At 40.5% G+C, this 16,673-nt stretch carries 13 protein-coding genes; 8 read left to right on the top strand and 5 right to left on the bottom strand.

Annotated elements, in window-relative coordinates; translation table 11 throughout:
• Positions 1 to 5: 5 nt before the first annotated feature.
• Both QZ574_RS11525 and QZ574_RS11520 read right to left on the bottom strand, forming a co-directional pair.
• Complete coding sequence (locus tag QZ574_RS11525; RefSeq protein ID WP_297089640.1) at positions 6 to 359, bottom strand: hypothetical protein; 354 nt, start codon at positions 357 to 359, stop codon at positions 6 to 8.
• Positions 356 to 2,173: a hypothetical protein gene (locus tag QZ574_RS11520; protein ID WP_297089639.1), complete on the bottom strand. Its 1,818-nt coding sequence runs from the start codon at positions 2,171 to 2,173 to the stop codon at positions 356 to 358. The genes QZ574_RS11525 and QZ574_RS11520 overlap by 4 nt, the downstream gene beginning before the upstream one ends.
• 244 nt (positions 2,174 to 2,417) lie before the next feature.
• Between QZ574_RS11520 and QZ574_RS11515 the strand changes: the two genes are divergently transcribed.
• Positions 2,418 to 3,287 (top strand): nucleoside phosphorylase, encoded by an 870-nt coding sequence (locus QZ574_RS11515; RefSeq protein WP_297089638.1) that lies wholly within the window; start codon positions 2,418 to 2,420, stop codon positions 3,285 to 3,287.
• Positions 3,288 to 3,290: 3 nt separating this feature from the next.
• Positions 3,291 to 4,169, top strand: a complete 879-nt coding sequence (locus QZ574_RS11510; protein WP_297089637.1) for a transglutaminase-like domain-containing protein — start codon at positions 3,291 to 3,293, stop codon at positions 4,167 to 4,169.
• Between the two features lie 53 nt (positions 4,170 to 4,222).
• Here QZ574_RS11510 and rny read toward each other — a convergent pair whose 3' ends face one another.
• The 3 genes from rny to QZ574_RS11495 all read right to left on the bottom strand — a co-directional run bounded on the left by rny (position 4,223) and on the right by QZ574_RS11495 (position 6,470).
• Positions 4,223 to 5,776, bottom strand: a complete 1,554-nt coding sequence (gene rny / locus QZ574_RS11505) for a ribonuclease Y (protein ID WP_297089636.1) — start codon at positions 5,774 to 5,776, stop codon at positions 4,223 to 4,225.
• Positions 5,777 to 5,869: 93 nt separating this feature from the next.
• A complete protein-coding gene (locus QZ574_RS11500) occupies positions 5,870 to 6,172 on the bottom strand; it encodes a cell division protein ZapA (RefSeq protein ID WP_297089635.1) in 303 nt (100 codons plus the stop codon).
• Between the two features lie 4 nt (positions 6,173 to 6,176).
• Positions 6,177 to 6,470, bottom strand: coding sequence for a hypothetical protein (locus QZ574_RS11495; RefSeq protein WP_297089634.1), 294 nt, complete (start codon positions 6,468 to 6,470; stop codon positions 6,177 to 6,179).
• A 219-nt stretch (positions 6,471 to 6,689) separates the two neighbouring features.
• Here QZ574_RS11495 and QZ574_RS11490 point away from each other — a divergent pair, with 219 nt between their 5' ends.
• The 6 genes from QZ574_RS11490 (at position 6,690) to QZ574_RS11465 (ending at position 16,636) form a co-directional block, all read left to right on the top strand.
• On the top strand, positions 6,690 to 8,387 hold the full coding sequence (locus QZ574_RS11490; protein ID WP_297089633.1) for a M23 family metallopeptidase: 1,698 nt from the start codon (positions 6,690 to 6,692) through the stop codon (positions 8,385 to 8,387).
• Entirely contained in the window at positions 8,384 to 9,460 is a 1,077-nt protein-coding gene (locus QZ574_RS11485) for an anhydro-N-acetylmuramic acid kinase (protein WP_297089692.1), read from the top strand. Before QZ574_RS11490 ends, QZ574_RS11485 begins: the two co-directional genes overlap by 4 nt.
• Before the next feature lie 129 nt (positions 9,461 to 9,589).
• Positions 9,590 to 10,771, top strand: a complete 1,182-nt coding sequence (locus QZ574_RS11480; protein WP_297089632.1) for an aminotransferase class V-fold PLP-dependent enzyme — start codon at positions 9,590 to 9,592, stop codon at positions 10,769 to 10,771.
• A gap of 137 nt (positions 10,772 to 10,908) precedes the next feature.
• The gene (locus QZ574_RS11475; RefSeq protein ID WP_297089631.1) at positions 10,909 to 12,597 is read left to right on the top strand and encodes a C69 family dipeptidase; all 1,689 of its coding nucleotides are present in this window, start codon (positions 10,909 to 10,911) and stop codon (positions 12,595 to 12,597) included.
• A 165-nt stretch (positions 12,598 to 12,762) separates the two neighbouring features.
• On the top strand, positions 12,763 to 13,110 hold the full coding sequence (rplS, locus tag QZ574_RS11470; protein WP_297089630.1) for a 50S ribosomal protein L19: 348 nt from the start codon (positions 12,763 to 12,765) through the stop codon (positions 13,108 to 13,110).
• A 259-nt stretch (positions 13,111 to 13,369) separates the two neighbouring features.
• Positions 13,370 to 16,636: a S41 family peptidase gene (locus tag QZ574_RS11465; RefSeq protein ID WP_297089629.1), complete on the top strand. Its 3,267-nt coding sequence runs from the start codon at positions 13,370 to 13,372 to the stop codon at positions 16,634 to 16,636.
• The last annotated feature ends 37 nt before the right edge of the window (positions 16,637 to 16,673 follow it).

Genomic DNA, 16,673 nt, shown 5'->3' with positions numbered 1-16,673 from the left:
AACATTTAATCGCGCTTATGGTGTACCATATCAACCGGGAGGTCGAAAGATAACTCAACCACACCGGCAAATTTTTCGTTCATCATCCAGGGACGTTGAGTAATTATTTTTTCCTTACCGGCTTTTTCGGTGGTGTAAGTATTTTCTTGCGGATTAGCAAGCATCTCTTTCAGCCTGCTTTTTGCTGGTTCAGGGTGGCAATCCAACAAATTTGTGCCAATTAGTTTTTCACCGCCATATTTTTCAAATTGTTGCACCGAATACCTGTTCATGTATACGATAATTCCTGCGGTATCACAAACGGTAATTGCACCATTAAATTCATTCATCCAGTTAACATCCGGGGCCTTCAAATTCATTTTTTTCGGTAGCATTTAATCCATTCTATTTCAAAAACTGCCGAACTACCTGCCAGCGGCTGAACCACCATGCTCGATGCATTCAATTCCAAAGGTTTATTAAGTTCGCTATTGGTTAACTGCAGTACTTCAAGTTCATTTATTTTCCAGGTAAAATTAGCTCCCGATTTCTGCAGCGTAAAAATATACTCACCTTTTTTAAGGTTGTTAATTTCCAAGCCTTCGGAGGCAATTTTTGCACTGCCGTTTAGTGTATAAATACCTAAAATATTGTTGGGTCCCATCTCAACAAGATTAACGCGCGGCACATTATTTCCGGCCGAGAGATAAAAAGAACTCGCTACCTGTTTTACCGGATCAAACTTTATTTTTGCCTCTACAATTCCATCTTGCAATGTAAACTTATCACCGGTGCTAATTATTCCCGAAGTATATTCAAATTCGGCGGGCACAAATCCGGCAGGCATTTGCCATACCATTCCTTTTTTATTTTCCTTTTTTACCTGGATTGCAAGCTTTTGTCCGGTTTTAAGGTTAGCACCGTCGGTAAATATGCTCAGGTCGCCGGGCATTGCAAAGTTTTTAACCCCCGATTTTGTAGCTGCCGGTATAGTGGTATACCATTTTTCGTCCTCCGGTTTAGTAGCCGAAAAGGAATCTTCAAAAACAAGATCCCAGTTTTTAAAGAAATCAAAATCGTTTGATTTATTGTATTTAAAGAACTTTACAAATTCGGGTTTCTTTTTGTCGTTTTGATAGTCTTGGTATTTTTTAAAGTCGTCGGTTTTTTCCCAACGTTTTTTGTCTTCCAACCAGGTTTTTTTCTGTTTGTATTCGTCAGATTTAATTAATGTTTCCAACTCGTTGTGGCGCTTCAAATCAAACGATTCTTTAACGTCAAGGTAATTTTTATAAAGCTTTGATTTTTCGTATTTAAGCACAAAAACCACCACTCCGTCTGAAGCCAGCTTTTTATATTCGCTGTACTTTTTATAAGCTTCACTTTTTTCAAATTTCTTTTTGTCTTTTAAATAGGCAACTTTTTGCTTAAAGGCCTCTTCGTTGGTACTTGCTTTTAATTCGTTGTACCTGGCCAGGTTATGACTACCCGATATTTCGTGAAAAAGCTTTAATTTTTTTGATTTTTCGAAACGAAAATATTCTTTTATTTCCGCATCTTTTCGCAGGTTCTTAAATTCTTTTTTCTTTTCACGATCACTTTCTGCTGCGGTTTGTAATTCGGTGAAACGTTTTAATTTTTCCGAATTTTCAAAAGCTTTGTGCTTCTCTAGTTTTGCAGACCCATCCAGTTCGAGGAAGGCTTTTATCGCAGCTGATTTTTCAAGGCGGTTAAACTCTTTCAGATGCTTTTCTTCCGCTGAACCTTTAAAAATCTGACCTTTTATTTCTCGTTTATCTTTTTCAAAGTCTCCCTCTTTTACGTAATCTTCAAGCGCGTAAAAATCAGCTAACTTTTTCGATTCTTTATCCTTTTCATAACGAAGCAGGTCAGATGATCCTGCCACTTTAAAGTAATTTTTTATTCGTGCTGATTTCTGCAGGCGCTGAAATTCCTTTAATTGTTTTTCTTCTTCACTTCCTTTAAAACTTAATCCCTCTGTTTCTTTCTTTTTAGAAGAAAATTCAGCGGAGTTTACGTATTTCTCCAGTTCTAAAAACGATTTCAATTCTTCCGAACTTTCTGTTTTTAAAAATTCGGCATAATCGTCAGCCAATTGTTTTCTTTTTTGCTCAATGGCAGCAACCGATTTTATCTTTCCGGTAAGTTGAAGTGAGAAAATTTTAAATGACATCTGGTTTATTCTTAGATTCGTATTTCTCTCAAAAATAAAAATTTAAAGCGTTATTTAATATCAAAATAGAAGTTTATAAAAAATAGCTTCAATTTTATCCTGCCTGCTTAACATATTGTAGGTTTTTAACAAAAATCAATAGTCAGCATAAAAGCGTTAGGCTTACATGTTTATATGTTTTCCGCTTAGCCATTGGTGTTCCATGTTATTTTAAATAGTTTTGATGGGTGATTAAAAGCAAACTATGATTAAACACTCGGAACTTATATTAAACAATGACGGTAGTATTTTCCACTTGCATTTAAAACCGGAAAACATTGGCAAACAAATTATCCTGGTTGGCGATCCGGCACGGGTAGATACGGTTGCCGGTTTTTTCGATAAAATTATATTTACCACGCAAAACAGAGAATTTAAAACCATTACCGGGTTTTACAAGCAGAAAAAGATTTCAGTGATATCAACCGGTATTGGCACCGATAATATTGATATTGTACTTAACGAATTGGATGCGCTTGTGAATATTGATTTGGAAAGCCGAACAATTAAGGCCCGGGCGGAGCAGCTCGACATCGTACGAATTGGCACTTCCGGAGGCTTACAAACCGATCTTCCGGTAAATTCATTTGTTGTTTCTGAAAAGTCAATAGGTTTTGATGGCTTGCTGAATTACTATGCCAACCGCGAACAGTATTGCGATATGGAATTTGAGGAGGCATTTAAAAAACATACGCAATGGAGTACTGCTTTAGCTGCTCCATACACGGTAAATGCAAGCCAGGCTCTTTTAAACAAGTTTGCAGCAAATGCATTTAAAAAAGGAGTTACCATTTCGGCTCCGGGTTTTTATGCACCACAAGGCCGCGAACTAAGACTACCGCTAGCCTTCCCTAATTTAAATGAACAAATTGAAAATTTTTCGTTCAACAACCTACGTATAACCAACTTTGAGATGGAAAGCTCTGCCATTTACGGCTTAAGTAAAATGCTGGGCCATAATGCACTAACGGTATGTTTAATTATTGCAAACCGGGTAACACTTACGGCCAATGAGAACTACCGCGAAGAAATGAAAAAATTGATTTTGGCAGTACTTGATAATTTAAGCAGTTAAGGAATGGAACCACAACGACTTGAAGCACTGATTAACCTTCTTGATGATCCGGACAGAACCGTTTTTGAGTTAGTAGAACAGGAACTGCTTAAGGAAGATGACGAAATTATTCCGGCGCTCGAGAAAAAATGGGAACAAAGTTTTGATGAGAACAGCCAGAATCGCATTGAAAATATTATTCAGAACCTGCAATTTAAAAGAACTTATGCCGGAGTTAAACACTGGATAACCCTGGCTCCGGAAAAACAGGATTTATGTGAAGGCTTCTGTGCCATCGACAAGTTCCAGTATCCCGATCTTAATCCGCTCAATCTGTCGTTAAAGATTGAAAATCTCAGGAAATCAATATGGTTAGAACTGAATAACTCGCTAACACTGCTGGAAAAAACAACAATACTGAACCATTTTATTTTTAACCTTAACGGCTATTCAATAAACCTGAGTAATCCTCACTCTCCTCAAAATTGTTTTCTAAACCAGCTGCTCGATACCAAAAGGGGTAATCCAATTTCAATGAGTATATTTTATACCATTATTGCAAGAGCCATCGAGCTTCCTGCTTTTCTGGTTGATTTTCCTAAAAATCCGTTGGTGGCCATTGTTGATGCAGAGCTGGCACAGAAAGTTCATGGCTCAACGCGCGACACCGAGGTTTTATTTTACATTAACCCATCGAATAAAGGAGCCATTACCAGCCGGAAAGAAATTGATTACCATTTAAAAAGAAACGATTATAAACCATTCCGCGATTATGCAGAACCACTTCCCGATGTGTTGTTTTTAAGGAGGCTACTGGAATCGATGCTGGAATCGTATGTAGCGGTTGGTTATACCGAAAAGCAAAAAAAGATTGAAAAATTGCTGGCCTTGTTTGAGGTATAAAAAAAAGCTTCAACCAAATGGTTGAAGCTTTTTTTATGATTCTTTAAATTTATTTACTTGGCATAACTTACAGCACGTGTTTCGCGAATTACCGTAATTTTAATCTGTCCCGGATACGTCATTTCATCCTGAATTCTTTTAGAAATATCGTACGAAAGCTGTTCCGTTTCCTGGTCATTCATTTTATCGGCACCAACAATTACACGTAATTCTCTACCTGCCTGAATTGCATAGGTTTTTGTAACTCCCGGATAAGATAGGGCAAGATCTTCAAGGTCTTTTAATCGTTTGATGTACGATTCCACCACCTCGCGGCGTGCACCTGGGCGCGCACCAGAAATAGCATCGCAAACCTGAACAATTGGAGCCATTAAAGACTGCATTTCCACTTCGTCGTGGTGCGCTCCAATAGCATTGCAAATGTCCGGCTTTTCCTTGTATTTCTCAGCCAATTTCATACCCAGTACTGCGTGTGGTAATTCTGGCTCATCATCGGGCACTTTTCCAATATCATGTAATAAGCCGGCACGTTTGGCTTTTTTCGGATTTAAACCCAGCTCTGATGCCATTGTAGCACAAAGGTTGGCTACCTCGCGTGAGTGCTGCAACAGATTTTGACCATAAGACGAGCGGTATTTCATCTTTCCTACCAAACGAATTAATTCGGGGTGCAAACCATGAATACCAAGGTCGATTGCCGTACGTTTTCCGGTTTCAATTACTTCCTCTTCAATTTGTTTTTTCACTTTTTGCACTACCTCTTCAATTCGTGCCGGATGAATTCGTCCATCGGTAACTAACTGGTGTAAGGCAAGGCGTGCAATTTCACGACGTACAGGGTCGAATGCCGACAGCACAATCGCTTCAGGTGTATCATCAACAACAATCTCAACACCTGTAGCTGCCTCTAAAGCACGAATATTTCGTCCTTCCCTACCGATAATACGTCCTTTAATTTCATCACTTTCAATATGAAAAATGGTAACCGCATTCTCAATGGCCGTTTCAGTAGCTACGCGTTGTATAGATTTTACAACAATCTTCTTTGCTTCTTTATTGGCCGTTTGCTTGGCTTCTTCCATTATTTCGTTGATGTAGGCAACAGCTTCGGTTTTAGCCTCCTCTTGCAACGATTCAACCAACTGCGCTTTAGCGTCATCGGCTGACAAACCTGAAATTTGCTCCAGTTTTTCAAGGTGTTGGCGGTGCACTTTATCAAGCTCTTCGCTTTTGTGCTCAACACGCTGAAGTTGTGTGTTTAAATTCTCTCGAATTGCATCCACTTCACGTCGTGTAGTTTCAAATTCCTTGGTTTTACGGTTCAGTTCATCGCGACGCTGATTTAGTGTTGCCTCGCGTTGCTTGTGTCGGTTCTCTTCTTTAGCCAGGTACGAGTTTTTTTCGTTTATGTACTTCTCGTGTTCCGACTTCAGTTGCAGGAATTTTTCTTTAGCCTGCAATATTTTATCCTTTTTTATCACTTCGGCCTCGGCTTTTCCTTCGCCAAGTATCCGTCTTTTTTTCGCCTTCAGGGCTTTATCCCAAATCAGATAAGCCAATGCTCCTCCGACGACAAACCCTGCGACTATTCCTATTATTAAATCCATATTCAAAATATTAGTTACTAAAAAACCCGTAATAAACCAGGTTCTCGCTTGAACCGGCCTAATACGGGCTTTGATTTGTATTTTATTTCGAACTCATTTCTGTTCTTTTTCTTTCAAAAAATCAGAAATATCATCCTTAATATCTTTTATATCATCGATAAATTGAGAGTAATCCCGGCGTTGTTGCTCTTCAGTATAGCGTAAAGCTAACTGAAATGCCGACATTGCCATAATATCCTGATTGTCATTATCCTGAAACATTTTTCTAAAAGTAGAAATTGTTTCTTCAACAATCTTTGCAGCCTTTCTGTATCTCTCTTCTTCATCGCGATTAATGTTTAAGGGGTAAACCCTGCCATCAATCTTAATATGTATTCTAAAGTCTTTATCTTTCAAAACATTACTTATTTAGTAATGCAATACATTTATCAATCTCCCGTATCAAAACATCTATTTTCTGTTTAGCTTCTCCGTTTTCATCATTTGCCGATAAAATTCGATTGGCTACTTTCAGTTGCTCATAGTTACGACCTAATTCTATCTTTTCATGCTCCAATAATTCAAGTTCGTTTTCCAGGCTTTCCACCCGTTTACTCAGCAAAACATTTTTCTGTTCCAACGCTATATATTTTTCGAACAGTTGCTGCGTATTTCGTTTCAAATCATTAATTAGCAAGTGGTCCTCTTCGGTCATTTTAGCTGCATTTCGCGAACAAAGTTAACTTTTTTTCCTGATTGTAAAAGTAATTCAAATCGATTGCATCCATTTTATGCTAACAAGCCATTGTTAATCTTTTACCATGTGCAATTGCTGTGATATTCGGGTATTGATTTAGAATTGCTGCCATACAATTACATAAACCATTATTTGAATCATTATTTGTATAAATTTGACGCCTTCAATAAAACAACAATGAAAATATTTTTCACCTACTTTTTATTTCTGATTTCGGTATTGAGTACAGCGCAACAGCGCTATTATTCCAATCCGCTTAAAATTCCGCTATTGTTAAGTGGCAGTTTTGCAGAATTAAGAACTAACCATTTTCATTCAGGAATCGACATAAAAACGCAAGGTGTAACCGGATTACCCGTTTATGCAGTGGCCGATGGCTATATTTCGCGCATTGTTGTTTCGCCTACCGGATACGGAAAAGCATTGTATCTGAATCATGCTAATGGAACAACAACGGTTTACGGCCATTTAAACAGCTTTACCCCCGCCATTGAAAAGTTTGTAAAAGATAAACAGTATGAAAAGAAATCGTTCAGAGTTGACCTCCAGGTGCCTCCCTATCTTTTCGCGATGAAGCAAGACCAGGAAATTGGGAAAAGCGGAAATAGTGGAAGTTCCGGAGGGCCACACCTGCATTTCGAAATTAGGGATACGCAAACAGAAGAACCTTTGAATCCGTTACAATATGATTTCCCGATTACCGATAATATTGCTCCAAAAATATTTTCCGTAATTTTGGTACCGCTAACAAAACAGTCGCACATTAACGGCTCTAACGCCCCGCAAACCTACCAGGCAGAAGCTTTTAACGGAACTTACCGGCTGAAAAACAATCCGGAAATTACCTTTGGAGGCGAAATTGGGGTTGGAATTGAAACCAATGACTATTTTAATGGCAGTTATAATAAATGCGGCATAAACCTGCTGCGTATGTCGGTTAACGATGTGGAACAATTTACTTTTTCGCTCAACCGGTTTTCGTTTAGCACCTCGCGTTATATTAACAGCCACATTGTTTATAGTGCCTACAAAACCATAAAACGGCGTTACATAAAAACCTGGCTGGACCCCGGAAACAAATTACCAATTTACACCCATAACGGTACCGAAGGCAGACTTGTAGCCAGTGACGCAGAAACAAAGAAGGTAAATATCGAATTGCAGGATACTTATGGCAACAGCTCCAGGCTGGCATTTTCATTGCAGGGAAATGAAATGACATTACAAAATGATTCCACAAGAAAGCCTGTTTTTTACTACCAGCAAACCAACACATTTAGAAATGAAACTGCCCATATTGAAATTCCACGGGATGCGCTTTATGCCGATTTTGAATTTGAATACCGCACAGAACCTTCCTGGAAAGAACTCTATACCGATTACCATTTTTTTCATAACAACACAGTGCCTTTGCATAAAAATGCCATCATTGCTTTGCGCGCCGACAGCCTCCCCCTGCATCTGCAAACAAAAGTACTATTAGCCTATGTAAACCCTTCAACCGGAGAATTTAATTCCGCAGGTGGAAATTACGAAAACGGCTGGGTAAGCACCGAAACACGCAACCTGGGTGTTTATGCGCTTACTGTTGACACTATTCCTCCGGAAATAGAACCTTTAAGTGTTGTGAATAATTCCTTAACCGAATCAAATAGGATACGTTTCAAAATAAAAGATGATCTGGCAGGAATAAAGTCGATTGAAGGCTTCATTGACGAAAAGTGGGCACTTTTTGAATACGATGCTAAAACAGGAATAATTACCCATTATTTTGATGCAGAACGCTTTGTATTAGGTAAAACCCATAATTTTAAACTCAGTGTAAGCGATTACCGAAACAATACTGCCATTTACAAAGCCAGCTTTTGGAAATGATAAAAACGCCATTTAAAAAACATAAAACAATTAAAGCCATTGGCTTGATGTCGGGAACTTCGCTTGATGGCCTGGACATAGCAGCTGTTGAATTTCGGTTTGCAGGCAACCGTTGGATATACCATCTGCTCGAAGCCGAGACCATAGCTTATCCAAAAATCTGGAAAAATCGACTCGAAACCGCCCCACAATTGTCAAAAAACGAACTTACCCTATTAAATACAAAATACGGCTCATACCTGGGCGAACAGATTCAAAAGTTTATTCAAAAAACCAAATTCGCACCGGATTTGATTGCTTCACATGGTCACACAATATTTCACAGGCCCGACTTGGGTTACACCTTGCAAATTGGCAATGGAGCAACTATTGCATCAGCAACAAATACAATAACAGTTGCCGATTTCAGAAGCCTTGATGTGGCCAAAGGCGGACAAGGTGCTCCATTGGTTCCCATTGGCGACCGCCTGCTTTTTGGTGAATACGATTATTGCCTAAACCTGGGCGGGTTTGCCAATATTTCGTTTGAACAGGATGGATTAAGAAGAGCCTTTGATGTTTGTCCGGTAAATATTGTTTTAAACCAGTTTGCGGAAAAACTTGGTAAACCATTCGACAAAAACGGAGATCTGGGAAAACTTGGAAAACTTCATAAAAATGTGCTCGATAAACTAAATGCTCTGCCCTATTATCGGCAATTAGCGCCAAAATCACTGGGCAGAGAATGGATGGAAGAAACATTTTTACCAGTCATACAAGCACAGCAAATAAATGAATACGATATTTTGCGAACAGTTTATGAGCATATTGCCATACAGCTTACCAACAGCGTCAGCGGAACAGGCAAAATGCTTATAACCGGAGGTGGCGCTTTTAATTCGTTTTTAATTGAAAGAATAAAAAATTACACCTCTACTCAACTGGTTCTGCCAGACCCCAACCTCATTAATTTTAAAGAAGCGCTGGTATTTGCATTTATGGGAGTGCTGCGTATGCTTGAAGAAAAGAACTGTTTAGCATCGGCTACAGGCGCTAAATCCGATAGTTGCTGTGGCGAAGTATTTGCGCCCTGATACAATAGTTGGCTTATTACTTATTCCTCTAATTTAAAAAGCAGCCTGCACGAAATGCAAGAACAGACAAAAATCATTCTCTCGTAGATTCTTTCCGTTTAACTTGCCGTCAAACTTAAATCGTTGAACATGAACTCAGATCCTGCAAAAAGAATTTACGACATTCAGCAATTTGGCGAATTTGGTGGTGTAAACCCTTCAATTACCGATTCGTCAACTTACACTTTTTTAGAAGGCGAAACCATGGAAGAAACGTTCCTGGGCCACATGGAAGGTTGCTTTTTGTACTCGCGCCACTGGAACCCGAGTAATAAATACCTTGCTGATGCTTTGGCGGCTATGGAAAAAACAGAATCGGCATGGATAACAGCTTCAGGAATGGCAGCAATTACCTGCTCGCTATTACAGCTTTGCAATTCGGGCGACCATATTGTTACCAGCGTAACCACCTATGGCGGCACTTATGCTTTTCTGAAAAACTGGTTGCCAAAATACAACATTGAAGTTTCGTTTGTAGATATTACCAACCTGGAGCAAGTGAAAAATGCCATGCGCCTCAACACAAAAGTTATTTACACCGAAACCGTTACCAATCCGCTGCTTCAGGTGTCAGATATTCCGGAACTGGCAAAAATTGCGCACAATAATGGAGCTAAATTAATGGTTGACAATACCTTTACTCCCATGATTTTTTCGCCGGCAGAATTGGGAGCCGACTTTGTGGTTTACAGTATGACCAAATTCATTAACGGTAAAAATGATTGTGTAGCCGGTGCAATTTGCGGATCGAACGAATTTATTAACCAGCTTTCGAATGTAAACGACGGAACTGCTATGCTGTTAGGCCCGGTGCTCGACCCCTTGCGTTCTTCCGGCATTCTGAAAAACCTGCATACCTTGCACCTTCGCATGAAACAACACAGCAAAAATGCGCTGTTTGTTGCCGAAGAGTTACAGAAACTGGGACAAAAAGTTAAATACCCCGGACTAAAAGATCATCCCCAGCATAGTCTGCATAACTCGATAATGAACAATGAATTTGGCTATGGCGGCATCCTTTCCATCGATTTGGAAACAGAAAAACGGGCCAACGAAGTAATGTTTAAAATGCAACAGGCAGGTGTTGGCTACCTGGCCGTTTCGCTGGGTTATTTCCGCACACTTTTTAGTTGCTCAGGACATAGCACATCGTCAGAAGTTCCTATTGAAGTACAAAAAGAAATGGGATTATCGGATGGCTTGGTTCGATTTTCTGTTGGATTAGACAATGATATTGAGGAAACTTTTGGGAAGATAAAAGGATGCTTGTAACAATATTTGGATTCCATCTATCGAAAAGATGGAATCCATTTTCAATTTTGTTTTCCACCATTTCAACAAACAAAAATCATAATCCGCAAACCACATTTAATTATCTTTGTTGCTTTCATAAAATAAACTGATTAAAAATGAAGAAAATTTCAATGGTAGGAATGCTCGTAATGGCATTTATTCTGTTAAACCAGCAGGTTTCAAACGGGTGTACCAATTTTTTGGTTTCCAAAGGTGCTTCGGTTGACGGATCAACAATGATAACTTATGCCGCCGATTCGCACACCCTTTACGGCGAATTATATTTTCAACCGGCTGCCGACCATCCCGAAGGAGCGATGCGTAAAATTTACGAATGGGATACAGGCAAATACCTCGGTGAAATACCTCAGCCAGCGCACACTTACAGTGTAATTGGCAACATGAACGAATTTCAGTTGGCTATTGCCGAAACTACCTTTGGTGGCCGCCAGGAACTGGGTAGCCAGGATGGAGCCATTATGGATTACGGCAGTTTAATATACGTAACATTACAAAGAGCAAAAACAGCTCGTGAAGCCATTGAGGTAATGACCGGTCTTGTTGAAGACTATGGTTATTACAGCTCGGGGGAATCGTTTTCAATTGCTGACCCCGAAGAAGTGTGGATACTTGAGATGATTGGCAAAGGAGAAGGCGAAAAAGGTGCCGTTTGGGTGGCTATGCGAATTCCTGATGGTTTTATAAGCGGCCACGCCAACCAAGCGCGAATAACCACTTTCCCGCTAAACGATTCAAAAAATTGCTTGTATTCAAAAGATGTTATTTCATTTGCCCGCGAAAAAGGATGGTACAACGGTACCAATAAAGATTTTAGTTTTTCTGACGTTTATGCACCGGTTGATTTTGGCGGTGCACGTTTTTGCGACGCACGCGTATGGGCTGGTTTTAACAAAGTGAGCCAGGGAATGGAAAGTTACACCGAATATGCAAAAGGGATTATTGAACATGGCGGAGAAAACGACTTCCCGACCAACCGTTTACCTCTTTGGATTAAACCCGACAAGCAACTGAACGTACAGGATGTAATGGGCATGATGCGCGACCACTTTGAAGGCACCGAACTGGATATGACCCAGGATTTGGGGGCAGGCCCTTACGGATTGCCTTATCGTTGGAGAGGTTTAACCTGGGAGGTTGACTCGGTAACCTACTGCAACGAACGTGCTATTTCAACTCAGCAAACCGGTTTTTCGTTTGTAACCCAAAGCCGCAACTGGTTACCGAATCCCATTGGCGGTATTCTTTGGTTTGGGGTTGACGATGCCTACTCTACCTGCTACGCACCAATGTATTGTGGAATTACCGAAATTCCTGAATGTTTTGCCGTAGGTAACGGCGACCTATTAACCTACAGCGAAACATCGGCATTCTGGGCATTTACACAGGTGGCCAATTTTGCCTACCTGCGATACAACGACATGATAAAAGATGTAAAACTGGTACAAAAAGAACTGGAAGACAAGTTTGTAGCTTTTGTGCCTGTAATTGACAAGGCGGCAGAAACCTTATACAACACTGCCAGCGAAGAACAGGCACGAAAATTTATTACGGAATTTTCAGTGAATGAAGCAGAAGATATGACCCAACGCTGGAAAGAACTGGGGCAATACCTGTTAATTAAATATGCCGACGGAAATATTAAACGTGAAAGCAACGGTGAATTTACCCGCACCGAAACAGGAATGCCAGCATCACCTATTTTTGCAGGTTATCCGGAATGGTGGTATAAAGCCATTGTGAACGCAACAGGCGAACATTTTAAAGTTATTGGCAGCAGCCACTAATGCCATGTTGTTTTCTTTTAACACTGAAAACCAATTGTGTAATTGAAAATAAAGCTCAAATAAGTTTGAGGTATTGAAAAAAACACTATTTTTGCAGCCGATTTAATGCAATCTCTGTCCTTAAAAACAAAAGGATACATTGCCAACTTATTAAAAATTAAGAAAATGGACTTAGTTAAATTAGTAGAAAAAGAATTTGAGGTGGAAGTAAACCACCCGGAATTCAAAGCAGGTGATACCATCACCGTTAGCTACAAAATTAAGGAAGGTAACAAAGAAAGAATTCAGAAATTCCGCGGTGTGGTTATTCAGGTTCGTGGAAGAGGAAATACAAAAACTTTTACCATCCGCAAAATGTCAGGTAACATTGGTGTTGAAAGAATTTTCCCAATCAGTTCACCTTTCATTGAAAGTATTGAAATAAACAAACGCGGTAGTGTGCGTCGTAAGCGTATCTTCTACTTACGTGGCTTAACCGGTAAAAAAGCCCGTATCAAAGAAAAAAGATTCTAAATCGAAATTCACGATACTAAAAAGGTCTCCGTTTACGGAGGCCTTTTTTTTTGCCCCCAACAGATAAAAACCACAATTTTTTTACACAGGCTATTCTTCCATCCAGTCCATTTCCCTGTTCATTCAAAAATTTATACCTTCAAATTGTAATCATTTAGTTTAACAGGCGTCAAATAGTGTGTTCCAATGAACATTATATGCACCAAATGACTTTCTCAACATATCAGATGATTCACACAAATATTCAAATAACAGATCTATGAAAATTTTAACGTCATTACTTTTGCTGATGTTTGTTTTTGCCTCTTATGCCAATGCACAAGGTACACAATTGCTACGTCAGCCAACAATTTCTTCAGAAAGTATTGTTTTTGTTTATGCCAACGACCTTTGGAAAGTTGACAGAAATGGCGGCGATGCCATTCGTTTAACAAGCAACGAAGGAGAAGAATCGAATCCTCATTTCTCAAACGATGAAAAATGGATTGCCTTTTCGGCGCAGTACGACGGCAATACCGATGTTTATGTAATTCCTTCCACCGGAGGTTCGCCACAACGGCTTACCTGGCATCCGGGTGCCGATATTGTTCAGGGTTGGACTCCCGAAGGCAAAGTGCTCTTTCGTTCCGGAAGAGAAGCACGCCCAACACAAACCAACAAGTTTTTTACTGTTTCGCCTAAGGACGGTTTGCCTGAAGCGCTTGACATTCCACGTGCAGCTTTTGGCGAATTATCACCCGATGGAAAGCACATCGCCTACATTCCTATTACCTTCTGGGATCCGGAGTGGCGCAACTACCGTGGCGGTCAGGCCATGCCGGTATGGATTGTAAACATGAAAACAAAAGAACTGCTGCGAACTCCCCAGCCCACCGGCGAGCGCCATCTCGATCCGGTGTGGTTCAACAACAAAGTATTTTACTTGTCGGAACGCGACTATGCCAGTAATATCTGGTCTTTCGATCCAAAAACAAAACAAGAAAAACAGCATACGCAACAAGCCCAATTCGATATAAAAAGTCTTGATGCGTGTAAAGATGCAATAGTTTACGAATGTGGTGGCTACCTTCATTTGCTAAATCCTAAAAATGGCGAAGACAAACAGTTGGTTATAAATGTTAAAGGCGATATGAATTTTGCCCGCGAACGTTGGGAAAGTGTTAGTGGAAGAAACCTAACTAATCCAAATATTTCGCCAAACGGAAAAAGAGCTGTTTTTGAATACCGTGGTGAAATTTTCACGGTTCCAAAAGAAAAAGGAACCTGGCGCAACATTACCAACACTTCGGGCATTGCCGACCGTTATCCGGCCTGGTCGCCCGAGGGAGACAAAATTGCCTGGTTTAACGACGCAAGTGGAGAGTACAAACTCGTTGTTGCCGATCAGTTCGGTCAGAATAAAAAAACTTATACGCTGGAGAACCCAACCTTTTACTTCCGCCCCGAATGGTCGCCCGACGGTAAAAGAATTACCTTCACCGATACCGATTATAACATTTGGGTTATTGAACTGGAATCGGAAACAGTTACCAGAGTTGGAACCGATATTTTTGCACACCCTAACCGCGAAATGCAACCGGTTTGGTCGCCCGATAGCAAATGGATTGCGTATGCCCGGCAGTTAAATAGTAGTTTTAAAGCCATTTTTGTTTACAATATCGAAACGCAACAGACTTTCCAGCTAACTGACGGGATGGCTGATGTGCTCACTCCAGCCTGGGATGCCAGCGGAAAATACATGTACATTTTGGCCAGTACAAATTACGGACTTGCAACCGGATGGCTCGACATGAGTTCTTATGATCCGGATGTGACCAGAAGCCTTTATTGCATTGTTTTGTCGAAAGATGATGAGTCGCCAATTTTGCCAAACAGCGACGACGAAGAGGTAAAGGATAAAAATGAAAACGAAGATGAAAATGGCGACAATGACAAAAAGGAGTCGGACAAAGACGACAAAACGGAAGATGTTGTTATCGATATGGATGGAATTTCAGAGCGAATAGTATCATTAAATATGCCCGACAGAAACTACAGAGCTTTAGTTCAGGGTCCGGAAAATACCGTTTTTGTTGCAGAAGTAGTACCGCATAAACGCGGAGTAACTATTCATAAATACGAAACTGAAGAAAATAAGGCAGAAGAATTCTTAGGCGACGTAACGTCTGTTGTAAGTTCTACCGACCGTAAAAATATTCTCTACCAAAAAGGGAGCAACTGGAGTATTGCAGGCACAGGAGGAAAACCTAAAAACGGCGATGGAGGGCTAAAAACCAACATGAAAGTAAAGGTAATTCCTGCAGAAGAATACCAGCAACTTTTTGATGATTCATGGCGTTTTATGCGCGATTTCCTTTATGTTGACAATGTACACGGAGCTCCATGGGATGCCATTTACGACTGGTATTCGCCCTGGGTAAAACATGCCCGCCACAGAACCGATATGAATTATATTATCGATATAATCAGTGGAGAAGTTGCCATTGGTCATTCGTATGTTGCAGGTGGCGATATGCCTGATATCGACCGCATTCCGATAGGCCTTTTAGGTTGCGACCTTGCGGAAGAAAACGGCTATTATAAAATTGTCAAAATTTACAATGGCGAAAGCTGGAATCCTTCCACAAAAGCGCCTCTTGCCGCACCAGGGATGGCCGTTAAAGAGGGCGATTACCTGCTGGCTGTTAACGGAGTGGAATTAAGAGCTCCTACTAACCCATACAGCTTGTTTGAGCAAACCTCGGGTAGGCAAACAACATTAAAAATCGGATCTACAACTTCACTTGAAAATGCAGAAGAAATAACAGTTGAACCAATTTCAAGCGAAAGAAGCTTACGCTCAATCGACTGGATTGAAGGAAACCGCAGAAAGGTTGATGAGCTCTCAGGCGGAAAATTGGCCTATGTCTATCTGCCAAACACCGGAGGAAGTGGATTTTCATCATTCAATCGTTATTACTTCGCTCAGCAGGATAAAAAAGGAGTAATTCTGGACGAACGAAACAACGGAGGCGGTTCAGCTGCCGATTATATGATTGATGTGATGAGCCGTACCCTACTTGGCTATTTTAACAGTAAAGCCAACAATAACCGACCATGGACAACTCCGATGGCCGGAATTTGGGGACCAAAAGTGATGATAATTAACGAACGTGCCGGCTCGGGTGGCGACTTATTGCCTTACATGTTTAAAACAAAAGATCTGGGGCCGCTAATTGGAACACGCACATGGGGAGGACTGGTTGGCACCTGGGACACCCCTCGATTAATTGATGGTGGACGAATTGTGGCTCCCCGTGGTGGCTTTTTCGATGTTAACGGAGAATGGGCTGTTGAAGGGGAAGGTGTTGCCCCTGATATTGAAGTGATTCAGGAACCAAAATTAATTCTACAAGGCCGTGATCCTCAGCTGGAAAAAGCAGTAGAAGTTGCACTTGAAAAACTAAAAGGCAAGGAATTTGAAATGAAACCGGAACCGGCAGCTCCGCAGCGCTGGAAACGTCCGGAAGGTTTTAAAGTAAATTAAGCAAACAAAAAGCCCGCTCTTTATTTTACAAAAGAGC

The organism is uncultured Draconibacterium sp. (genome assembly GCF_913063105.1).
Classification (GTDB): Bacteria; Bacteroidota; Bacteroidia; order Bacteroidales; family Prolixibacteraceae; genus Draconibacterium.
This window is presented reverse-complemented; position numbering and strand designations above follow the sequence as displayed.